21 protein-coding genes are annotated in these 23,637 nt (G+C 49.9%); 18 read left to right on the plus strand and 3 right to left on the minus strand.

The features are described 5' to 3' along the window. Positions 1-712, minus strand: a 712-nt coding sequence (locus Q8M98_05290; GenBank protein ID MDP3114175.1) for an IS1634 family transposase, incomplete at its 3' end; no start/stop codon positions are given. An 818-nt stretch (positions 713-1,530) separates the two neighbouring features. On the opposite strand from Q8M98_05290, the gene fusA reads away from it, so the two are divergent. The 17 genes from fusA to Q8M98_05375 all read left to right on the plus strand — a co-directional run bounded on the left by fusA (position 1,531) and on the right by Q8M98_05375 (position 20,497). Further along, entirely contained in the window at positions 1,531-3,636 is a 2,106-nt protein-coding gene (gene fusA / locus Q8M98_05295; protein ID MDP3114176.1) for an elongation factor G, read from the plus strand. A 74-nt stretch (positions 3,637-3,710) separates the two neighbouring features. Continuing rightward, complete coding sequence (locus tag Q8M98_05300) at positions 3,711-4,019, plus strand: STAS domain-containing protein (protein ID MDP3114177.1); 309 nt, start codon at positions 3,711-3,713, stop codon at positions 4,017-4,019. After that, positions 4,020-4,949: a response regulator gene (locus Q8M98_05305; GenBank protein ID MDP3114178.1), complete on the plus strand. Its 930-nt coding sequence runs from the start codon at positions 4,020-4,022 to the stop codon at positions 4,947-4,949. Continuing rightward, complete coding sequence (gene prmC, locus Q8M98_05310; protein MDP3114179.1) at positions 4,946-5,776, plus strand: peptide chain release factor N(5)-glutamine methyltransferase; 831 nt, start codon at positions 4,946-4,948, stop codon at positions 5,774-5,776. Before Q8M98_05305 ends, prmC begins: the two co-directional genes overlap by 4 nt. Continuing rightward, positions 5,769-7,022 (plus strand): UDP-N-acetylglucosamine 1-carboxyvinyltransferase, encoded by a 1,254-nt coding sequence (murA, locus tag Q8M98_05315; GenBank protein ID MDP3114180.1) that lies wholly within the window; start codon positions 5,769-5,771, stop codon positions 7,020-7,022. Before prmC ends, murA begins: the two co-directional genes overlap by 8 nt. Beyond that, the gene (locus Q8M98_05320) at positions 7,015-7,980 is read left to right on the plus strand and encodes an SDR family NAD(P)-dependent oxidoreductase (protein MDP3114181.1); all 966 of its coding nucleotides are present in this window, start codon (positions 7,015-7,017) and stop codon (positions 7,978-7,980) included. The genes murA and Q8M98_05320 overlap by 8 nt, the downstream gene beginning before the upstream one ends. 96 nt (positions 7,981-8,076) lie before the next feature. Continuing rightward, a complete protein-coding gene (locus tag Q8M98_05325) occupies positions 8,077-8,940 on the plus strand; it encodes a hypothetical protein (protein MDP3114182.1) in 864 nt (287 codons plus the stop codon). Between the two features lie 110 nt (positions 8,941-9,050). Continuing rightward, positions 9,051-9,596 (plus strand): hypothetical protein, encoded by a 546-nt coding sequence (locus Q8M98_05330; GenBank protein ID MDP3114183.1) that lies wholly within the window; start codon positions 9,051-9,053, stop codon positions 9,594-9,596. A gap of 134 nt (positions 9,597-9,730) precedes the next feature. Beyond that, positions 9,731-10,105, plus strand: a complete 375-nt coding sequence (locus Q8M98_05335) for a hypothetical protein (GenBank protein MDP3114184.1) — start codon at positions 9,731-9,733, stop codon at positions 10,103-10,105. A gap of 58 nt (positions 10,106-10,163) precedes the next feature. Beyond that, positions 10,164-11,108, plus strand: coding sequence for a radical SAM protein (locus Q8M98_05340; GenBank protein MDP3114185.1), 945 nt, complete (start codon positions 10,164-10,166; stop codon positions 11,106-11,108). A gap of 49 nt (positions 11,109-11,157) precedes the next feature. Then, positions 11,158-12,672: a hypothetical protein gene (locus Q8M98_05345; protein ID MDP3114186.1), complete on the plus strand. Its 1,515-nt coding sequence runs from the start codon at positions 11,158-11,160 to the stop codon at positions 12,670-12,672. Further along, a complete protein-coding gene (locus Q8M98_05350; protein MDP3114187.1) occupies positions 12,669-13,913 on the plus strand; it encodes a DUF5723 family protein in 1,245 nt (414 codons plus the stop codon). The genes Q8M98_05345 and Q8M98_05350 overlap by 4 nt, the downstream gene beginning before the upstream one ends. Continuing rightward, positions 13,910-15,913: a hypothetical protein gene (locus Q8M98_05355; protein MDP3114188.1), complete on the plus strand. Its 2,004-nt coding sequence runs from the start codon at positions 13,910-13,912 to the stop codon at positions 15,911-15,913. The genes Q8M98_05350 and Q8M98_05355 overlap by 4 nt, the downstream gene beginning before the upstream one ends. Positions 15,914-15,943: 30 nt before the next feature. Then, a complete protein-coding gene (locus tag Q8M98_05360) occupies positions 15,944-16,369 on the plus strand; it encodes a GNAT family N-acetyltransferase (protein ID MDP3114189.1) in 426 nt (141 codons plus the stop codon). A 7-nt stretch (positions 16,370-16,376) separates the two neighbouring features. Then, positions 16,377-17,288, plus strand: a complete 912-nt coding sequence (locus Q8M98_05365; protein ID MDP3114190.1) for a phosphatidylglycerol lysyltransferase domain-containing protein — start codon at positions 16,377-16,379, stop codon at positions 17,286-17,288. A gap of 177 nt (positions 17,289-17,465) precedes the next feature. Next, positions 17,466-17,588 (plus strand): hypothetical protein, encoded by a 123-nt coding sequence (locus Q8M98_05370; protein ID MDP3114191.1) that lies wholly within the window; start codon positions 17,466-17,468, stop codon positions 17,586-17,588. A gap of 374 nt (positions 17,589-17,962) precedes the next feature. Continuing rightward, positions 17,963-20,497, plus strand: coding sequence for a GLUG motif-containing protein (locus Q8M98_05375; GenBank protein ID MDP3114192.1), 2,535 nt, complete (start codon positions 17,963-17,965; stop codon positions 20,495-20,497). A 29-nt stretch (positions 20,498-20,526) separates the two neighbouring features. Here Q8M98_05375 and eno read toward each other — a convergent pair whose 3' ends face one another. Both eno and Q8M98_05385 read right to left on the minus strand, forming a co-directional pair. Continuing rightward, a complete protein-coding gene (eno, locus tag Q8M98_05380) occupies positions 20,527-21,801 on the minus strand; it encodes a phosphopyruvate hydratase (GenBank protein MDP3114193.1) in 1,275 nt (424 codons plus the stop codon). Positions 21,802-21,900: 99 nt separating this feature from the next. Beyond that, a complete protein-coding gene (locus Q8M98_05385) occupies positions 21,901-22,845 on the minus strand; it encodes an SPFH domain-containing protein (protein ID MDP3114194.1) in 945 nt (314 codons plus the stop codon). Between the two features lie 219 nt (positions 22,846-23,064). Between Q8M98_05385 and Q8M98_05390 the strand changes: the two genes are divergently transcribed. After that, the gene (locus tag Q8M98_05390) at positions 23,065-23,628 is read left to right on the plus strand and encodes a hypothetical protein (protein MDP3114195.1); all 564 of its coding nucleotides are present in this window, start codon (positions 23,065-23,067) and stop codon (positions 23,626-23,628) included. Positions 23,629-23,637 lie beyond the last annotated feature (9 nt).

The following is a 23,637-nucleotide window of genomic DNA, read 5'->3' on the forward strand; positions in this document are numbered from 1 at the left end:
TTTTTCTCAGATAGGCAAGATTCTCCTTGGTGGCAATGCCTCGGTCCATAATCACCGAAGGCCTGGCTAATCGATCAAGCAAGTCTTCCTTGTCATCATAGATCTCATGCAGGATATCCTTCAAGGTCTTGGGTTCAGACTGATTCCCGCTGTAAATTCTGCTATAGACCGGAAAGCCATTCTGATCCACCACCAAAGCCAGGGTAACCAGGGGACAGTCATCACGCTTTTCCTTGCTCTTGCCACGCTTGCAAATCTCGCTGTTACGTTTGCTACTTTCGAAATAGGTGTTGGTCAGGTCATAGAGATAGACTTGGTCAATCAGGGAATGCAAACTCTTCAGATTGTCCCTCAAGCGACGCTCGATCCCTGGTTTCTGTTCCAGTATCCTGTCAGCTATGCGATAGAGAACATCCTTTTTCAAACCGGGTTTGACGATCCGCAGGAATTCGGATAAGCTGCTTTCCTCATTGAACCACTTCAGGGTTTGACGCTCGCTGCCGGGAGAGAGCAAACGACCCAGAATCACGATCTTGGCAAGTTCGATCTCCTTCTCGCTAAATGAGCATTCCTGAAGGATCTGATCCAGTTTGAGTGTCTTCCAGAAATGTAGTGTAAGCAGTTCTGCACCAACGCTGCGATAATAGCTGAAATCCATGCTTTCCCTGAAAATACTGAACTCAGTATCCTGTTCTTTATTGAATCTTGACACCCAAATCTGCTTTATTTAGATGCCTGGTAAAACGCTTACAAACATTCTTTGGCGAGATTGCCTCCAAGAGACCTATTGCGATTTTATTGTTGATTACAGCATGCGTTTTCAAAATGCCCAAACACATGTCTATCAAAAACTTGAACTCAGGGAGAGTGAACAGTCCCTTGTGCTTGCTGAGAAACTGGAGAAATTTTACTTGCAATTTTTCCTTGGTTTTGGTCTTTGTCATATCAAACATTGGCGACTCCTTTTAAGTTCGATCATTTAACTGAACCAATAATTGGGGTCGCCATTTTTGCCAAGAAATATATTGGACATTTTGTATGATTAATCTCCTTGATATCTTGTGCTTATGCACACAGTTATCCACAATTCTCGTGTGGAAAAGTAGAATCTGGTTTTTGGTCTGGAAATTTGCTTGTAAAAAAACTGACTTATCCACAATGGATGCTTTATGATCTACACATTTTCAAGCGAAACAGAGCCATAATGCACTATTGGATATAGCATTAACCACCATTATAAATAATATTCCGAGGGGATGCGTGTATTAGGACTTGACATTTTTAGGTGCAAAAACCGGAGTACTTAGATGCAGAATGTCCGTCATGCCGAGTTCCAGCTTGAGAGAATATTGGCAGAAGTTTGGCAAAATATTTGCAGAAGTTTGGCGGAAATTGGGCGAGAATTGATGCAAAATCACCCTTTTCCTTTAGCCTGCGGCACTTTTTTATAGACAAACTATGCAATCTTGTATCTTTGGCGCACAAAGAGAAAACTACATAAAAAAGGTGACATATCAGGATTGGATCATGATGAAAAGCGACGCGGATTCTCCGCTGAGTAAGATCAGAAACATCGGCATCATGGCGCACATTGATGCCGGCAAGACGACCACGACGGAACGGATATTGTTCTATTCGGGATTTTTGCATAAAATGGGCGAAGTCCATGATGGCAATACATTTACGGATTGGATGGAACAAGAGCGCGAGCGCGGAATCACGATCACGGCTGCTACCGTCACCTGTCTCTGGAAAGATAAGCGGATCAACATCATAGACACTCCCGGACACGTGGATTTCACTGCCGAGGTGGAACGCTCTTTGCGCATCCTTGACGGCGCGGTGGGTGTCTTTTGTGCCGTGGGGGGCGTCGAACCCCAATCCGAAACTGTCTGGCATCAGGCGGATCGCTATCAAATTCCCCGCATTGCTTATGTGAACAAAATCGACCGCGTCGGCTCCGATTATGAACGCGTCATCCAGATGATCCACGAACGTCTGACCACAAAGGCTGTTGCGGTAAATATTCCGATCGGCAAAGAAGACAATTTTGCCGGTGTGATAGATTTGATCACGATGAAAGCGTGGTTCTTTGATCCGCTCGTGTATGGATCCGGTGTGCATTTGGAGACGATTCCGGATGAGCTGAAAGAAAAAGCCGAAGAAATGCGGGAAGCGCTTTTGGACAGTGTCGCGGAATATGACGACGAACTGATGATGCTGTTTTTGGAGAGGGAGGAAATCCCTCCGGAGCTGGTCTATCGGGCCATTCGCAAGGCGACGATCGCCAATGAATTTGTGCCGGTGCTATGCGGTTCATCGCTCAAGAACAAAGGCGTGCAGCTTTTATTAGACGCGATTTGCGATTTTTTACCATCGCCTTTGGACGTGCATACGAGCACCGGTTTTGATCCCGAAACTCATGTCCCGATTGAAGTGCATGCCGATCCCGATGATCCTTTTGTGGCACTGGCTTTCAAGGTGCAGATCGATAAATATGTGGGCAAACTCGTCTATGTGCGCGTCTATTCAGGCACTCTGAAAAAGGGAGCGGTTTTTGTGAATCAAAACAGCGGCAAACGCGAACGCGTCTCCCGAATCCTGCAAATGATGAGCAACCGCAAAAATGATCTCGACGACCTCCATGCCGGAGACATCGGCGCGATCGTCGGCACCAAGTTTCTCACAACCGGGGACACGATCACGGACGGCAGCATCGAGATTCATCTGGCAAAGATGCATTTTCCGGATTCGGTGATTTCCATCGCCATCGAGCCCAAAACCAAGGCGGATCAGGAGAATCTGGGCATCGCGCTCTCGCGTCTGGAAGAAGAAGATCCCACTTTCCGCGTCCATATCGACAAGGATTCCGGTCAGACCCTGATTTCCGGTATGGGAGAGCTGCATCTTGATATTATCGTCGATCGCTTGAGAAGGGAATTTAACGTCTCCGCAAACGTCGGTACTCCGCAGGTTTCTTACAAGGAAACGATCAGCAGAAGTGTCGTCGCCGAAGAGATTTTCGTGCGCGAGATGAGTGGCAAAGGCAACTACGCGGCGGTCAAGATCAAGCTCATTCCTTTGAGCCTGAGCGACTTGCCAAACGACGAGAAGAATCTATTTGCCTTGGAAATCGGAGCGGAGAAGATCCCACAGATCTATTGGAAGTGCATCGAAGAAGCAGCTTTGAACGCTCTCAACGACGGTCCGCTGATAAGCAGCAACGTCGAAAGAGTGAAGATCAAGATCATCGACGGGGATTTCAACCCGGTGGATTCGAACGAGCCGGCTTTTCGGATCGCGACATCAATGGCGGTGGGCAAAGGCTTGCGTGCCGCAGATCCACAGATCATGGAACCGATCATGCTGCTCACGGTGCTGAGTCCGGATGATTTTGTGGGAGACATCATTGCCGATATTAATTCCAAGCGCGGCAGAATCGGGGTCATGCGCAGACACAACGAATATCAGCAGGAAATCATCGCGGAAGTACCGCTCAGCGAGCTCTTTGGCTATGCCACGCGCATCCGCTCGATTTCCCAGGGCAGAGCGATCTATACGCTCGAATTTAAGAAATACGAGGTCACTCCCTCAAACATCCAAGCCTCGATCCTAAAAAGAATCCGGGGATACTAACAATAAATACTTGACAAGTCAAAGCGAAATGATATCTGTGTGTCCATAGACCTAAAACATACAAGGGGATAGCGATGAGTATTGATCTACACTTCAATGGCAATATCGCCAGCATGAAAATCGACGGATTTCTCAACAGCGAGAATGCGCACATTTTGCAGGAAAAACTGACGGAAGTTATCAAATCCGATGCCACTCTGTTAGAGCTTGACCTTTTTAATTGCCGCAACATCAGCAGCACCGGCATCGGCAAGATTTTACTGTTTTACAAGGACTTTATCAGCAAAGGTGGAGAGATCGAAGTGGTCAGATGCTCGACCAGCGTCTATGAACTCTTTTCCATGCTCAAGCTCAACCAGCTGTTCACGGTAAATCTGGGCTAAATGACGCTTGAACCTCCGAAACTGCTCATCGTCGATGACAGCATCAGCATCGTCAATAGCCTCTGCAAGATCCTTGAATTGCAGGGTTATCAGGTCGATTCTGCCTTCAACGGCAGCGACGCTTTGCGCAATATCCGCGAAAACCAATATGACCTGGTGATCTGTGATATCGATATGCCCGGAATCACCGGGCTCGATTTGCTCGACCGGGTTCGAAAAGACTATGATCGTGAACTGGATGTGATCCTCATGACCGGCTTTCTGGAACATGATTATTTCATCCAGGCGATCCGTCTCGGAGCGGCTGATTTCATCCGCAAACCCGTGGAGAGCAAGCAGATGCTGCGTTCTATCAAGTCTATTTTGGAACGCAGAAACTACAAGGTCAACATGGAGAAGTTCCTCATTCTTTTGGAAGTAGTCAACATCAGCTTCCAGATCGACCCCAGGAAGTTTGCCCAATACGGTTTCTCCAAGGTTTTCAACAAATACCTGTTGAACAATACAGCCCTGCCAAAAAACTTGATGAACGAGATATTGATCTGCGCGGATGAGATGATCTACAATGCCTATCTCCATGGTACGCTTGAGCTTGACAAAGAACAGCGACACTTCGGCTTTGCCCACTTGCAGGATGTGATCGCTGAAAAACTGGCGCTGGAACACATTGCAAAACGCCGCATCAGATTCTCCTTCACCGTCGATCAGCTCAAAGACGAAATCTGTATCAGGGTGGAGGATGACGGCAACGGTTTCGACTATGTTAGCACGCTCAAACTTCTGGAACAGGAAAACCAGCTCAACACGGACGGGCATGGCAGAGGACTTTCCATGCTCTATCATCTTTGCGACAAGCTGGAGTTTACCGATGGCGGCAGAGTCGTGCAGATCAAGCGCTCGCTAAAAGCCAAGACAATTGCCGGGGCATGAAGATCGCGCAGGGTCTCGCCTTTTGCAATTCCGCCCTTTCTTTGCAGCATGAGATCAAATATCTGCTGTCGGAACTGAGCGGATTATCCGTTCCGGAGCTTGCTCTTCACGCTCAGGACGAGCTTGAAGAAGAGACTGGAGCTTTGTTTCTGAGCTCTTTGGAGCGTTTGAGAAAGCATGAACCGGTGCAGTACATACTGGGTAGGGCATGGTTTTGGGGATTGGAACTGGAAGTGAATCCTGCGGTGCTGATTCCCCGTCATGAGACGGAACTGCTTGTGGAACTGGCGCTTAAAGAACTGAGTGATGACGAGACGGTGATCGATATCGGTACCGGTTCGGGAGCTATCGCAATTGCTTTGAAAAAGGAAAGACCGGGCTTGAAGATAATCGCCACGGATATCAGTCCCGCGGCGCTGGAAACGGCAAAGCGAAATGCTGAAAGCCTCGCTTGTGAGATAGATTTTCGCGTTTGTGATATCTTTCCGGAAGAGGGAATGCGGTTTGATCTGATCATCAGTAATCCGCCTTATGTCTCTGAAGGGGAATTTGCCAAGCTGGATGAAAAGATCAGGCTGTTTGAGCCCTCAAACGCGTTGTTGGCGATGGGTGAGGGGCTGGATTTCTATCGTAAAATACTATCTTGTGCACCCAGCTACCTGAAACCCGGCGGAAGGATCATCTTCGAGCATGGTTATACCCAGCGGGAGGCTATCAAAAAGATCGCCTTTGAGCATGGTTTTAAAGCGGCCGGAGAATATCGGGATTTGAACGATTATGACCGTTGCCTCGTGTTTACAGAGGCAGATGGAGGAATAGATGGATAAGTTTATCATTGAAGGAAACCGGGAGCTGAGCGGATCGATCAGCGTGAGCGGAGCTAAAAACGCCATCCTGCCGGTGATGGCAGCCTGCCTTTTGGCACCTGGAAAATCGATGCTGCGCAACGTGCCGCATTTGATTGATCTGAAGACAATGGCGCATCTTTTGCGCGTTATCGGTGCCCGGATCGAATATGAAAACGGGTGGATGAGTATCGATTCCCGGGATGTGTGTTTCAAAGAAGCGCCCTATGAACTGGTGAGCAAGATGCGCGCCTCGATTTATGTGTTGGGACCGCTTTTGGCGAGACTTGGTGAGGCAAGGGTTTCCTTTCCCGGAGGTTGCGCGATCGGCACGCGCCCTGTGGATCTTCATCTCAAGGCGATGGAAGCCTTGGGCGCAGAGATCAACATCGAGCATGGATACATCCACGCCAAGGCGAAGCAGCTGACCGGCGCGGATATCTATTTCGAAAAATCCAGCGTTGGAGCCACCATCAATGCCATGATGGCGGCTGTGCTGGCAAAAGGCACCACGCGCATGTTCAATGCTGCGATGGAACCGGAGGTCGATGCCACCATCGATATCCTCAATAAAATGGGTGCAAAGATCAGTGGAAAGGAAAGCACCACCATCCGCATCGAGGGTGTGGACGACCTGTTTCCCGTGGAAATGACCATGATCCCGGATCGCATCGAAGCCGGAACTTTTCTCATTGCCGCTGCTTTGAGCACAAAACCGGTAATTGTGGAAAACTGCGAGCCGGAGCACCTGAGGGTGCTCATCGACAAGCTCCGCGAAGCCGGCTGCGAGATGATTATTGGAAAAACCAGCATCACCATGAACCCGCCCAAGATCATCAAACCGGTGAATATCCTCACGCTTCCGCATCCGGGATTTCCCACCGACCTGCAGGCGCAATTCACTGTGTTGATGTGCCTTGCGGATGGCGTTAGTTTCATTGAGGACACTATTTTCCCGGATAGATTCATGCACGTGGCGGAGCTCAACCGCTTGCAGGCAAACATCCGGCTGGATCGAAACATCGCCACCGTCAAAGGCGTGAAGGAACTCAGCGGCGCGGAAGTGATGGCAACGGATTTGAGAGCCAGCGCGGCTTTGGTGCTTGCCGGAATCGTCGCTCAGGACAAGACTAGCGTTTCCCGCATCTATCACATCGACCGTGGTTATGACCGCATCGAAGAAAAACTGAATGGCATCGGTGCCAGGATCACAAGAGAGAATGCCTGAAAATATCCTCGTCACCGGGGGAGCCGGGTTCATCGGTTCCCACCTCTGCGAAGCTTTATTGGCACAAGGACACAAGGTGCTGTGTCTGGACAATTTCTGCGATTTCTACGATCCCCAAATCAAAATGACCAACATCTCCGAGTGCCGGAAACAGCCAAATTTCTCGCTCATCGAATGCGACATCACTGATCTTGACGAGCTCAGCAAAGCCTTCTCCTATTACAAAATTGATCTTGTCGTCCACCTTGCCGCGATGGCGGGTGTGCGTCCCTCAATCCAAAACCCCGAACTCTATGAGAAAGTGAACGTAGCCGGAACTCTCAATCTTCTGCAACTATGTAAGATACATGGCATCGGCAGATTCATCTTTGCGTCCTCATCCTCGGTCTATGGAAACAATGCCAAGCTCCCCTTCAGCGAAAGCGACAATGTGGACAATCCCATCTCTCCTTACGCCGCCACCAAGAAAGCCGGCGAATTGCTCTGCCACACATATCATTATCTAGATAAAATGTCCATCATTTGCCTGAGGTTTTTCACAGTCTATGGACCGCGTCAGCGTCCCGATCTGGCAATTTGTAAATTTGCCTCGCTGCTGGAAAGTGGAGAGGCGCTGCCAGTCTTTGGAGATGGAACATCCAGCCGGGATTATACTTACATCGGAGATATCATTCAGGGCGTGATGCGCTCAATCCAATACGTTCAAGATCATCTGTGCTATGAGATCATCAATCTCGGCAACGACCGCGGCATCGGACTGCTGGACATGATCTTGAATTTGGAGCAGGTCTTTCACAAGGAAGCGCGGCTCGATTTCAGGGTACCGCAGGATGGAGATATTCCCCACACTCTTGCCGATATATCAATCGCGCGCAGGTTGCTTGGTTATCAACCCCGCACGTCTTTTGCACAGGGCATGCAGAGCTTTGCCGAGTGGTGGAAGTGCCGGCTCTCTTGAAACACCAAATACGATAAAACTTGACATGCCAGGCAGTATCCACAACCTTGCGAAATACGATCATCGAACAAAAAAAAGAAATACCAAGGAGAAAACATGATCCGCCCGCTATTGACCTCGCTTTTGTTATTAATTTTCGGCATTTTGAATTGTGAACCCGTAAACGCAAAAACAAGTTTCAGGGATAATGCCCCGATCGTCGTTTTGGTTGGCAATCCGGCCTCCACATTGAGGGACAATCTGATGCCGCTCAATTTCTTCTACAAGAACAGCCTTTCCGAAACTATCTACTTTGCAGCAGAGCTGTCCATGCCAGCCAGGGAGATCATCGCCATATCCTACAAAAACAACTTCAGCCAGTCCTTGCCAGGTAAAGCTGTAAAGATATATATGGCAAATACAACCGCGAGCAGCCTTAGCGGTGGATGGCTACCCGGAGCCGGTTTCAGTCTCGTGTTTGACGGCGTCCTGAATTTTCCTCTGGGCATCAATGAAATCTATATCCAATTGCAGACGCCGTTTCAGTATAACGGGACAAATTTGGCAGTGCGCGCTTATCGGCAGATGGAGAACCAAACCTATAGCATAAGCAATGACTTCTACCAAACAGCAACCACCTCCTATCCGAATCGAACCAGATACGCTGCTTCAGATATGACAACCTACAACCCGCTTGCTCCCCAAGCGACCGGAATACTTAGCAACCGCGTTCCAAACACAAGGATCTGGTTTCGGAATGAACCATCGCCGGTGAACGGCATTGCCATTGTCCGCAATCAAGAGTCCGTCAATCTTTCCTGGGAGGCTTTAAGCGGCGCGTCCTCATACAGGATCTACGCTTCGGGTGATCCACTCACCGGAGCTTGGAGCTTGGCTGGAGAAACGGTGAACACGTCTTACCAGATCACGGTCGGGATGAGCTCACGCAGGTTTTTTCGCGTCGTCGCAATCCTGCAATAGTTTCCACCCAGAGGGGAAGTTTCCACGGATAGATTGTTCAAGACCGCAAAAGCATACCTGTTGTCAAGTGCAAGAATGTAAATATAGAGTCCTCGGTAAATGGAGTTTTGATGATGAAATACAATGTCCTGTTAATCCTGCTGATCCTGTTTGGCGCGGGTGTTTTGAATGCTCAGGATTTGGCTTTGCCCGAACCCCAAATCGCAAGCAATGGCAGCCTGGGATTTGGGTTTGGATTGCCCTATGGCGGCTTGGGGTTCAATGCCGATCTGAACCTGTTGGAACATCTTGCCCTGACTGCCGGCATCGGCACTTTTGGCTATGTTTCCGGATACGAGCTTGGGCTGAAGGGCTTTCTCTTTCCCCTGAAAAGCAACTGGCGTCCCCAAATTACTTTGCTCTATGGCATCAACGGAATGGTTTTGATCGATATTCCCGCGGGGGCAGACATCAAGGAAGCTTATCGCGGATTCACTGTGGGTGCGGGTTCACGCTGGATGTTCGGCGATCGCAGAAACCACGGCATGGATTTTGACATCCTTTATGTGATCAATTCCGGGATGTTTGAACGCATTGATGAGTTGGAGGAGCAGGGATATGTGTTTACCAAGGTCAACCGTTTCACGCTTTCCTTTGGCTATCGCTACGCGTTTTGACGTTCTCCCGCTCACCGACAAACATCTCTCAATGCACCATCCTGTTCTTGACATTAAGGTCTCGGACAATTATCATATCCTTATGGTGTGTGTTCCGTGCGTTCCATATTGCCAATATTTTAGGAGATAGAATAATGAAAAAAGTGTTTAAGACCCTGTTTCTGATCGGAGGAACGGCTTTTGCCGGATATCTGGGATTTCGTATCCACCGCGTTGTCAGACAGTTTGATAGGCTGGAGAAGGGCTTGGTAGGGCATCTCAGCGAGATTTGCAATGAAACTCCCACTATCAAGTGCACCCTGCAGATGCGGAAGGCAATGAAAATATCGATTGAGATCGGTCTCAGTATTGCCGCGCTTGCCAAGATCGGCGATATCAATGAAACTGTGCTTGATTTCATCCGCGAAAACCATCCATCCCTGCTCAAGCACAAGACCAAAATCAAAGCGATCGAAAAAGCCGCGGATTTTGACCATGAAAGCGGTTATAGCGCACCGGACGAGGGATAGGGCAGCTCGTGAAGATAGTTTTGACCAGATCAATCAATCACAACCGCGGATGACATCGATGAAAGACAAAAGAAAACACCTGATCTACCCGATATTTCTGCCCATGCAGGGTTGTCCGCGGCTCTGCATCTATTGCGATCAGAACAAGATCAGCGGCAGTGCGGATTTTGATCTGTCAAGCTCCGTGAAGGGCGCAGCGGAGTTTGTGCAGCGCCACATAGGCAAGGAAAAAGAGATCGCTTTCTATGGAGGCACCTTCACCGCTTTGGAGGAAGATTTCAGGGATGAACTGATTCAGGCTTACAGAGCCGTCTCGGATGAACAAACCAGCTTTCGCATCTCCACGCATCCATCCTATATCGATGACGCCATTCTTGATTGGTGCGAAGCCGCGGGGATAAAATGCATCGAACTGGGGATTCAGGATTTTGACGATGAGGTGCTGAAACAAAGCGGACGCGGATACTCTCACGCGGAAGCTATGAACGCCTCAAAACTCGTGAAAGAACGAGGTTTCGAACTGGGGGTGCAATTGATGCCCGGCTTGCCGGGAGCAAGCGAATCCAGCATCCAAAGAAACAAATCCGCTCTGGAAGAACTGAAGCCCGAATATCTGCGTCTCTATCCTTTGATCGTCGTCAAAGGCACGCCCCTGGCGCAGATGTATGAAAGAGGAGAATATCTGCCGATGGCTTTGGAAGAGGCGATCAGCCAATGCGCAGCTTATCTCGAACTGACGCACAGACTCGGCATAAAAGTGATCAAACTGGGCATCCCCTCAAATATCGCGGAAAGCGACATCCTCGCCGGACCCTGGCATCCCGCTTTCGGAGAACTGGTCAAGGCGGAGATCCTCGTCCGCAGGCTTGAAATAGAATCCCCTCCCGGTCAGATCATATATCTGGACAAAAAACAATATGCTCTGCTAATGGCGCACGATGCCCTGTATCTGAAAATACTACAAAAACGGATTGAAAATTGCTCGATTATGCCAACCGAGTGAATATACCTATGATAAGACTTTTGCCGCGAGGCAAAGAAGGATGTGTCGTATGAAATGGTGCGCGCTTGTTTTATTAGCTGCTCTTCTGCTGCTAAGCGCGTGTGACATCAGGAAACCGGTGATGCCGGAATGGGATGTCACGCTAAATATTCCGCTGATCAATGAGAAATACTTCGTCTCGGATCTGGTGGACAGCGTCAATATCGTCCTCGGTGATGGAGATATACTCATCCTGAGGGGCACCGGATCGGAGGAGACTCCCTATTTTGGTGATGTGTCGTTCGAGCCCGATATAAATGTCACTGGAATGCCCATATTCTCCGGCTCCAATGCCGGTTTCTTTCCTTTGGTGGACCCCGAAGACAAGGTGTTGATATCCTATGGGAAAATTATTAGCGGAACCCTGCGCACCCGCTTTTTCAATGTAGCGAACAGTGTGAGCCAGATCAATCTGATCTTCCATGAACTGTTTTATCAGGATGGAACTCCTTACCAGATCAGCTATCCAGGCAATTCCGGCTGGCAAAACAGCAACCTCGAAGGATGCACGATCGGCACCCTGAACTCCGGCACTTTGCTGGATCAATTGAACTACACAATCCAAGTGGTTTCCACTCAGCCAGCCGGCAGCGCTGCCGGTTTAATGGATTTCGGCGTTTTGGGAGCTCTGGCTTTTGACCTTTTTCGCGGTCACCTGGTAGATTTTGAGATGTCACTTGTGGAGAACCAATCATCAGTCAACATCGAGTATCCGCATAATATAGAGGATGCCTTCGGCTTGCAGTCCGCCAAGCTCTTTATCGATGTGCAAAACATGGTGGGGTTCGTCTGCGAGCTGCATGGCAACTTCTATGCCGAAAACACCCGAACCGGTCAAGTGCGCAGCATACCCATTGTGGATAACAACAACCAACCCTATCTGATCAATCCCGCCACCGAGGCAGGAGCAGGGATCACCGAGCTGGTTTTTGAAAACAACGTCGAGCAGCTAATGCAGATCATGCCGGACAAGATTGAGATTCGCGACGCATTCTTTCTCATCGACAGCAGCACCACAGGACCGGTGGGAACCGTCCGCAGCAGCGATATCATCAGGATGGATTATCAATTGGACGCCCCGTTTACCTTTGTCGTCTATGAAAGCACGATCCAATTGCAGGATCCCACACTAATCAACATCACTGCGGAAAATCGCAGGCAGATACAAAACAACGCTCTGGCAGCGGAATTGACCCTGCACATCCTGAACAAGCTTCCCATCGGCGCCACCGCCACTCTCTATATCGGTGATAGCGATCAGATCGATCCTGCGGTTCCCGGCACTTATGCGTTCAGCCGTGGGATGAACCTTCAATCCTCCAATCTGTCGCCGGGTGAGCAGATCACCACCCTTTCCCTGAACAAAGCGGAGCTGGACGTCTTTGCCCAGCCCACCGTGTTCATGCTCTGGACCTTCAGTTTTGCAGCTCATGGCACACCAATTACGATCACGGCTTCCCCCGCGGATTATATCCAGGTGAAAAGCATGATCCGGGTGGGTTTGCGCATCACGGAGGATATATGAGAAAGCTATTTTTGTTCCTGATCCTGTCCCTGAGCGCGTTCGCGTTGTTTGGCACCAACTATGCCGGCAAGGGGATGATGTATTCGGATAGCTATATGCTGCGCGCCAAAGGCAGCGAGGCAAACTATTGGAATCCCGCCTTGATCAGTGAAAACTATGGCGATCTCTGGCTGCCCGCCCTGAATTCAGGGTTCTATGCGGCAAATAACTCACTTGATCTGGATATCTATAACCATATCATGAAAAAGAAGTATCTTGACGACAGCGACAAACAAAAGCTGCTGAATATGATCGACGAGAATCTCAACATCACTGTCGGTGGTCAAAGCAGCATCTTGGGACTGACTTTCGGCAACGTGGCGCTCACCAGTTCCATCCATTATTATGCCAAGGCGGCAGTCTCGGAGAAGTATCTGGAGCTATTGCTCTATGGCAATGCGGAAGAACATTATGAGTTTGGCAAAAAGCACAATAACCTCGCCGCGCTCAGCTATGTCGATTTTACTCTTGGCTATGGAGATATCACGCTACCTTTGCCGGAAAGCGTTCCCACGATCAAAGCCGGAATCGGAGCGAGCCTTCTGGTTGGAATCCAAGATATTCACACCAGCCATTATCATGGTAGTTTCAGCTCTACCATCGATGGTCTCAGCTTGCATCAGGATATCACCCTCAAGACCGGTGGCGGGGGAGCAGGATTTAAAGCGATGCTGGGTCTCGTCTCCGAGCCTCTGCCAAACCTCTTTGCCGGTATCACTCTGGACAACATCTTCGGCTTCATCAATTGGGGGCTTGTGCGTGAAAACCTGAACTATAGCCTTTCCGCAGACAGTGTCTATGTAGCCAATCTGGATGACGATATCTTTGAGTGGGAAAAAACCAGGGAAAAGGCAGATGCCTTCAGCACGTCGTTTCCTCTGGAGCTGCGTCTGGCAACGCTATACCGCACACGGCAGGCAGTCCTTTCCACGGATTTTGTGCAGGGATTCGGTTCCTCGATCATGACCTCCAAGATCGGTAGAATCTCTTTCGGCGCGGAACTTCTTCCCATCCCGATGATGCCCATCCATCTCGGAGTGGGGCTTGGAAACAGCGAATATCCCTGGCGCGTGTCCTATGGCATCGGTTTGAAGATCCGCCCCGTCGAATTTGGCATCGGTATGCAGTCCTTTGAATCCATCCTTCCGGGAGTGAAGACCAAAGGCGTGGCTTTCGCGTCTTACTTCAGATTCAGTCTGTGATTTTCAGATACGGATTAATCGCGTTCATCTCCCTGCTGGCCAGCGCGTGGTTCTACCACTCCAGCCAGCCTCCGTTGCCGCGTGGCAGAAGGTTGCCGCTATTTCTGTTGCGCGCTGTGGTAATCGCCATCCTGCTCACTGTGCTCATCAATCCGATCTGGTATTATATCCGCTCTCGCATCGAACGTCCGCAGGTCATTCTGCTCACGGACAATTCCCTCAGCATGGACTTGACAAGCGGAAACATCGCCAAAAAGGATAAGCTCAAACCGCTTTTGATCGATCTCGAAAGGAAGTTCTCCACCCAGGGTTATGAGACCCACAGCTATTCCTTTGCCCGCGGATTTGAAGCTGACAGAGGCAGCACTCTGCTGGAGCCGGCTTTGAAGGAACTCGCGAAGAAGCACGATTTTGCCAGGGTTTCGGGCATTGTGTTGGCTTCCGACGGATGGCTGCGGGACGAATCCCTGCAAATCGTTCGCCAGCTTGGCACTCCGTTCTATGTGTTAGCGGATACTTCCGGAACCCAAAGCCCCGATCTGATCGTGCAAAACGTCCGCTCCAACCGTCATGCCTACCGAGGCGAACCAACGCTCATCCGGGCTGATGTGACAGCGCAAAACTATAGCGGAGCTGCAGTCCTGAACCTGAAAATGGGGGGCAGAAACAGCGCCTCTCAGACGGTCAAACTGGCTGTCGGCGTGCAAAGCAGCGTGGACTTTAGCCAGAGATTCAATCAGACCGGTTTCTATCCTTTCAATGTGGAAATATCCGCCACGGGAGTGCAAGAACGCAGCCTCAGCAATAACAGTTTCCCAGGCGCAATCGAAGTTCTCAGCGAGAAAGAGCGCCTCGTCATCATCACGGATAAACCCGGTTGGGATCAGAAGTTCATCGTCGATTCCATCAAGGAAAACCCGCGCTGGGAAGCCCTGACTTTCATCCTCAAAGACGGTGAAGTGTTCCAAGGCGAGCAGCGCGTAAACGCGATAAATCTCGCTAATCCGGCAGCGATCATCGTGATCAACAACGGCGAGCTGAAACCGGACGAAGCCAGCCGCAATTATATCATGTCCGCCCATCAGAAAGGAATCGGCATCCTCTGGCAAGGAATGCCGTTGAGCGAGTTTCAAGCGATTTTACCCCTCAGACAATCCAATATCTCCGCCGCCTATCAAGGCTTTCTGCAGTTGAGTCCTGCGGCGGCAAACTATTCCATGATGACGATCGATGCCGCCGAGCTGCCGAATATCCCGCCATTGGACTATTATTATCTCAGCGCCTCCGCCGATGCCGAAGTGCTGGCTGTGATCAATAACCCTCAAAGCTCCCCCGCCATCGCGATCCGCAGTGCATCCAAAGGCAGAGTGATCGCATACGGTTTTTTGTACCTGTGGAAGTGGCAATTGCAAAGCAGGACAAGCACTTACAAAAAGCTGATGGCAAACAGCATCGCCTGGCTGACAAACAAATCCGAAAGCGGATACAGCGCGATCTTCAAGCCCAGCTATTTCCTCGGAGAGGAAATATTGCTGCGTCTTCATGCCGAGGACGAAATCCGTCTGCTGCGCCTTGATCTGAACCCGCGGCTGAGCATCTTCGACGATGCCGAGAAAGAGGTATTTAGTGATTTTATGACCCATAACGATGGGGAATACAGCCTATCGGCAATGCTGAACAAAGCGGGAAACTACCGCTTTGAGATTCGCGATAAGATCGGCGGTGAAAGCGCTTCCGGCAGATTCAGCGTTTCCGAGAGTTCCATCGAGCAGCGTGATTTTGACTATAATCTTCCGCTGCTCTCATGGTTGGCAAACGATAGCGGCGGCAAGCTGCTCACCGCTTTATCCTTGGCGGATTTCAATCCCCTGCCCGCCCAAAGCCGTGAATTCACCGAGCGCAAGGAGATTCCCATCTACCGCAAATGGTATCTGATCTCGCTGTTTATCTTGCTCTTCTGCCTGGAACTCTTTCTGCGCCGGCGTTGGGGACTGCTGTAGCGGTTGGGATCTTGTGTTAAAGGAAGAAGAATGATGTCCGAGATCGAGATCAGAATCGTGAAATCAGCCCCGGCGGAGGAAATCCTCGCCCTCTACCGTCACCCCGGATGGTGGCAAACGGATGAAAACCCGGAATATCTGGAGACGGTGCGCCGCATTATTTCGGACACCTTTTGTTTTGTGATCGCCCTTGACGGCGAAAAGGTCATCGGTATGGGCAGAGCGATCAGCGATGGCGTCAGCGACGGCTATATCCAGGACGTGATCGTACACAGCGATTATCGGGGTCGGGGCATCGGCAAGGACATCATCCACGCCCTCATCAAACGCATGAAAGAAAGCGGTTTGCAATGGATCGGATTGATCAGCGAACCCGGCTACGAACGCTTCTATCAATCCCTCGGATTCGGCATCATGCAAGGCTACACGCCCTTCCTGCTCAAAGAAGACCAATAGCAAAATCATGTTGAAACTGCAAAGCCTCAATACCGCCCATATTCCTTTATTGCGCGAATACTTCAGTCTCTATTCCCATGAAGCCTGCGACTATTCGATCTGCAACCTGATGACCTGGGGACGCATCTACGACAACCAGTTTGCCCTCTGGCGCGAGCATCTGGTAATCTTCATTCCCCGCTTCCAATACGTATTTTTTCCCGTGGGAAAAGGGCTCGTGCCGGAAGAGTTAACAGAACTGCTCAGCCTTTTTCACCTTGATTTCAAGGATGCGGAGTTGATCCTGATTCCGGAGGAATATCTCTCCGCCAATCCCGAGATGGAGCTCTTTTTTGAAATCAGGGAAGACCGCGCCTGGGCGGATTATATCTATTCCACCGAGAAAATGGTGAGCCTCAGCGGCAAAAAGCTGGCAAAAAAGAAAAACCTGGTTTCTCAATTCATCCGTGCCTACCCAGATTACAAGGTGCTGAAAATTACCCCCGACCGCAGGGATGTGATCATTAGTTTCACGGAAAAATGGCGGCGCGAGCGCGAAGCAGAAGGCATCTACCTGAATACCGAGTTCATCGCGATCAAAAACGCGCTGGACATGTGGAACGAACTACCGATCGAAGGGCTGATTATATGTTTGCACAACCGCATCGTCGCCTATTCCATTTTCAGCGAGCAAACACCCAAGATGGCGACCATCCACTTTGAGAAATTTGACCCGGACAAAAAAGGCAGCGGGCAGATCGTCAACTGGGAGACGGCGAAGCACCTCTCCCAACGCTATGCCTGGATTAACCGCGAACAGGATATCGGGCTTCCGGGCTTGCGGCAGGCAAAGCTTTCCTACATGCCGGATTATCTGATCAAGTTCTTCTCCGCAAAAGTTAAAAGCCAGGAAAATAAGCATTATCACCAGCATCCATAATCAATCCGCGTTTCAATAATAATACCAATCTCCGGTCATTCTCCACCAATCCACACCATCAATTTCACTCCACCAATTCACAGTTTTCAGTTTTTCTCGTTTTCCATGGATTCAGTTTTTCAGTTTTTCACCTTGGGTTGAGTGTCAGTTTTTCAGTTATTCCCCTTGGAATGTTGAGTGGAAGGCTGGCTGGAATATCTCATCCGCAGCATCGGCATGCTGCGCTACACATTGGGAAGCGGAATTCCCCACACCAAATTTTCCCACCACCAAGGAAGAGGAATTGATGAAGAGGAATAAAGATCAATTTGGGGCGTCATGCCGCTCTATCACTTGACAGCGTTAATCAAGCCTTAATCAAGCGTTAATCAAGCGTTAGTTTTATTACGCTTGATTAACGCTTGATTAAGGCTTGATTAACACTGTGGAAAGAGAGCGAAAATGTGATCTTTCCTGATTTTGGTCATCTTGATCTCCTTCTCGGTTACCCGACTGTTGATTTATGGGTTCTACACAACGCCCATCGCAACCGCGGTCAAGTCCTTTCTGTACAACGTATGAAGAAGTAGTTTTAGAAAAAGCTTGACAGCTTAGCCCGTTCTTTTCGAATGTTGTTTTGAGTGTGTGAAAGCTCAAGGAGTAGTCATGAGACGATTGGTTTTTTTTATGCTGTTATGCTTGCGATTTGCACAGGACTGGTCTCCCAGGTCGGCAGCCATCCTGGCGGCGGAACCGGAACTTCCGCAAATCCTTATCAAATCGCTAATTTGAGTAACCTCTACTGGATCGCAGAAAGCTCCGGCAGATGGGCGTATTTTTATATTATGACTCAGGGTATCGACGCTACTCCCACCTCCACGTGGTTCGGGGGCTCGGGTTGGAACACAATCGGCACTCCCACAGAACCTTTTATCGGTAGTTTCAACGGCAACGGACACTCCATCAACAACCTTTTCCTCAATCGCAACTCTTTGGCTTACTACGGTTTGTTTGGCGCATCCTATCAGGCAAATATTTCAAACATCGTGATGAATAACCCAAATATTACCGGAGGTCACTCCGCAGGCGCCGTAGTGGGACATTCCTATCATTCTGCGATTTTAAATTGTCAGGTCATAGGCGGGCAGGTGAGAGGGAACGATCCTGTCGGAGGAATGATCGGCCACGCGCAAAATTCCAGCGTGACCAACTGTCATAGCTCTGCCCAAGTAACCGGCTTGTTATATACGATCGGCGGCCTCATCGGAGAGTCCTACCTATCTACCATTAGCAACTGCAGCACGAATTCTTACGTCGTTGCAAACGTTGGTAGCGGGACCAACTCATCAGGCTATGGAATTGGAGGTTTGGTCGGCTGGATGAGTTCTTCAACGGTGAGTGGTTGTTTCAGCGACTGCGTGATCGTAGCCAACGCAAACAAATGGGTTGGTGGATTGGTTGGCTTTTCCGAAGGGCAAATCCTCAATTCCCACAGCACCGGATCAATCACCTGCAGCGGAGAAAAACCGGGCGGTTTGGTCGGCAATACCGTCAATGGCGGAGTAGTGAACAGCTATTACAATATGGATACTTTTCTAATCAACGGAGTTCCAACTCTTAGCATCGGAGGTTTGCCCGGAGGAATGTATAATGAATGGCTGAATAACGGCAGAAATCTTGATATAAACGACTTTCTCGTACAAGACTCAGGACGCTATCTCATCCAATCAGCGTCGGATATTCTGGCACTGATGGCGTTTGCCCAGAATCCGGCTTATAATTACTTGCTGAGCGTTGATATCGACATGAGCTCTTTGTCAGGCTATTTCATTCCGTTGCTGAAAGGCGATTTTGACGGTGACGGACACTCGATCTCGAATCTTTACATCGGTGGCGGGGCAAGAAGAGATGTCGGATTCTTTGGACAGGCAAACTCTGCGGATATCAGAGATCTGAACTTGATCGATTTCAATGTAACTGGAGGTGCGAACATTGGTGCACTGGTCGGTCTGGTCTCGCAATACTCCAGCATCATAAATTGCCATGGCAATGGAAACGCGAGTGCGATCGAAGGTTTTACCGCTCTCGGTGGTTTAATCGGGAGCGCGATACGCAGTCAGATAGACAGTTGCTCCGTTGCCATAACATGTCAAAGCCCGGCATCAAGCCTTTCCAGCGTCGGTGGGATGATTGGCTATATGGAGCGATCCACTCTCCGCCACAGCAACAGTTCGGGCAGCATAACGGCAGATTGGCTCGTTGGTGGGTTGGCTGGTTATATCTCCACTTTCAGTAGTGTGGAACATTCCCATAGCAATGCGAATGTCGATGGTTGTCATTTAGTTGGCGGTTTGGTCGGTTTTAGCATTGATAATTGCGTTGTCACTCATTGCTACAGCACAGGAGCGGTCACAGGTGACTCATTCGTAGGTGGATTGGCAGGATCGATAGACATAAATAGCTACATTAATATGAGTTGTAGTTCATCAAACGTGGTCGCATCCATTATGACAGGCGGAGGTTTGGTGGCGTTATTATCCAATTCCCATATCGTGAATTGCTACAGCACCGGCAACGTGACGGGAAACGACAATGTTGGCGGCTTGGTCGGCGATATTTACATCTATTATGCCTCTGCGACAGTGACAACCAGCTATAGCACTGGCGCGGTTTCCGGTGGTGGCAGCTACGTTGGGGGTTTGATCGGCGGACGCACGATTTGCTATATTACCAATAGTTATTGGGACATGGAGAGTTCCGGTATGACCTATAGCAACGGCGGCGAAGGCAGAACCACCGCGGAAATGGTTTTCCCCCACGCTGCGAATACTTTCGTTGGTTGGGATTTTTCCAGAATCTGGAGTGGAGACTTTTTTCACGAAGTAAATGGGGGCTATCCATATCTGCGAAATACAATACCCGGATCCCCGACGAGTGAAATCGTCCTTAAAGTTCCCCGCCCAACGTTGAAATCGTATCCAAATCCTTTCAATCCCAACACGACCATCTCCTTTGATCTGCCCCGCGCAACAGAAACGCGGCTCGATGTTTTTAACATACGCGGGCAGAAAGTTAAAACTCTTTGCTCCGCACTGTTCCCCGCTGGTTCCCATTCCATCGTTTGGAACGGCAGAGACGATAATGGCATTGCCTGTGCAAGCGGAATCTATCTCTGCCGGCTCTCTTTTGAGAATAAAACCCTCAATCTCAAAATGATGCTGATCAAATAGCCGATCAAATCATCCATCAAAACATTGCTTTACAACTGTTTAATCACCGTTTTGCCCGGATAGTATGCGGCGCAGCCGAGCTCTTCCTCGATCCTTAAAAGCTGGTTATATTTGTCCACGCGTTCGCTTCTGGAGATGGATCCCGTCTTGATCTGACCGGTATTCATCGCCACGGCGAGATCGGCAAGGAAGGTATCTCCGGTTTCGCCGCTGCGGTGTGAAACCACTGTCGTCCAGCCTGCTTTGTGTGCGGTATTGATGGCATCGATGGTTTCGGTGACGCTGCCGATCTGGTTGAGCTTGATCAGCACGGAGTTTGCGGAATTTTCAGCGATGCCGCGTTTGATAAATTCAGGATTGGTGACAAAGAGGTCGTCACCCATGATTTGGATGCGGGCGCCGAGGCGGGCGTTGAGCTTTTTCCAGCCGTCCCAGTCGTTTTCATCGAGTCCGTCCTCGATCGAAACGATGGGGTATTTTCCGATCAAAAGTTCGTAATAATCGATCATCTCGTCTGAGGAAAGCATCTTACCGTCGATGGCATATTTGCCGTCCTTGAAGAAGCTCGAGGCAGCGGCATCGATGGCGATAAAGATGTCTTTGCCCGGTGTGTAGCCCGCGGCGGTGATGGCTTCCACGATCACGATGAGGGCTTCTTCATTGGAAGTCAGGTTGGGTGCAAAGCCGCCTTCGTCGCCAACGGAGGTTGCGAGTCCGCGTTTATTGAGCAAAGATTTGAGGGCGTGGAAAGTTTCGGCATTCATGCGCAGCGCCTCACGGAAGTTCTTGGCGCCCAAAGGCATGACCATAAACTCCTGAATATCGACGTTGTTATCTGCGTGGGCTCCGCCATTGATGATGTTGCTCATCGGCACCGGCAGGGTGCAGGCATTCACACCGCCAAGATAGCGGTAGAGAGGGATATCCAGTTCGATGGCGCTGGCACGGGCAATTGCCATGGACACGGCAAGGATGGCGTTTGCGCCAAGCTTTGCCTTGTTTGGCGTTGCGTCCAGCTCGATCATGGTTTTGTCGATAGCGGTCTGCAGAGTGGATTCGAGACCGATGATGCCGGGGGCGATGATGGAATCGATGTTGTCCACTGCTTTGAGAGTGCCTTTGCCCAGATAGCGTGATTTATCGCCGTCGCGCAGTTCGATGGCTTCGTTTTCACCGGTCGAAGCACCACTTGGAACTGCGGCACGGGCAACGACTCCACTGTCCAGATGGACGTCCGCTTCGATGGTTGGATTTCCTCGGGAATCGAGGATTTCGCGTCCTTTGACAAAAATAATTTCGGACATGGTTTTGATCTCCTTATTCAGCTCCGGATGACGCAAAAAACCCCCATCAGAAAAGCCGGGGCTTTTCCTGAAAGACGCGTTTCCGGATGGCTTATGTGTTTATTTTTTAAATAGTTCCGCGAGGGATTTCACCGAACCGAGCAGTGCGGAAGATTCGTAGGGCAGCAGGATCGTCTTATCGCCTTTTGAGACCATTTCCTGGAACGCAATGATATATTTGAGGGCGATCTGGTATTGCGCGGGATCGGTGCCGGTGCCTTTGACGGCTTCGGCGATCAGGTTGATGGATTTGCGCTCCGCTTCGGCGACGAGGAGCTTGGATTGGGCTTCACCTTCGGCGCGGGCGATTCTTCCGAGTTTGTCGCCTTCCGCCACGCGGATCTGATACTCTCTTTCGCCATCGGCTTTGAGGATGAGCGCGCGTTTGTCGCGTTCGGCACGCATTTCTTTTTCCATGGCGGTGCGGATTTCTTCCGGAGGCAATATCTCCTGCAATTCCACGCGGTTGACCTTGACGCCCCACTTATCCGTGGCGTCATCCAGAATGTCGCGAAGTTTGGTATTGATGGCATCACGGGAGGTGAAAGTGAGATCCAGGGTGAGCGAACCGATGACATTACGCAGCGAGGTCTGAGTGAGCTTTTCAATCGCTTCCGGGAGGTTGCCGATCTCATAGACTGCCTTGTAGGGATCGGTGATCTGGAAGTATAAAAGAGCGTTGATGATGATGGAGACATTATCGCTGGTGATCACGTTTTGGCGGGGAAAGTCATAGACCGTTTCACGCAGATCGATGCGGTTTTCGATCTTTTGCGCCACGATGACGTTGCCGCGATAGTCCGTCTTGTTATAGCGCCAGTGGATGGGGCGCGTTTTATCAAAGATGGGAACGATGATGTGGATTCCTGATTGCAGGGACTTGTAGTATCTGCCCAGGCGTTCGATGATGACGACCTCGGCTTGGCGCACGACGATCAAGCCTCTGGAAATGATCGAGATAACGAATATCGCAAAGGCGATCACGACAAACAATGTGAGTGGCATAAGGCTACGCTCCTTTATGGCTATTTTGGTTCATTTAATTTATATACCGTCTATCTGGCAAGTAAAAAAACAAGGCTCGGTTCACGCGGCGAAGATTAGACTTGACAAATATCAATTCCTCATACTTTCTTGCCTGAATGAGTTTTTGGCTCACGCTTCAAACCTGTTTGTCCACATTGCACATATAACACAGTATAATCGGCAACAAGGGAATAGACAATGATAAAAGTGATTTGGGTGCTTTCCATCGGCATCAATCTGCTGATCTGGGGATGCGGTTTGATCCGCGGCGGGGAAGAAACGCCCGCTTTTGCCGAAGCCGCGTGGAGCGAAACCGATTCCCGTGTGATCGCTGAAGAAATGGCGCGGGAGCTGATTTCCCATCCCTGGCTGGAGCTTTTTGGATCAATTCATTTGCGCACGCCGGTGCTGATTGTGGGGTCTTTTGAGAGTGATGGCGAAAAGCAGGCTACTGTGGATGCTTTCATCAAAAACATCACGCGGGCGTTGCTCGATACCGGAGTCCTGCGTCTGCTGCAGTTTCGCGATGAAGTAAGCTCCGGAAAATCTTCCCCGGAGATGATGTTCTCAAAAGAGCTTGCCCTTCAAGCGGGGGCGGATTTCATCCTGCAGGGATCGATCAATATCAATGATGTGACGATCAAAGGCAAAAAGTGCCGAGACTACCAAGTGGAAACGCGCTTGATCGAATTGAAAACCGGTCTTGCCGTCTGGCAGGGGCAAAAGAATGTCCGCAAACGGATAGAAAAAGTCGGAACCTAAGGAAAGTTA

Source organism: Candidatus Cloacimonadaceae bacterium (assembly GCA_030693415.1).
In the GTDB taxonomy this organism is placed as follows: domain Bacteria; phylum Cloacimonadota; class Cloacimonadia; order Cloacimonadales; family Cloacimonadaceae; genus JAUYAR01.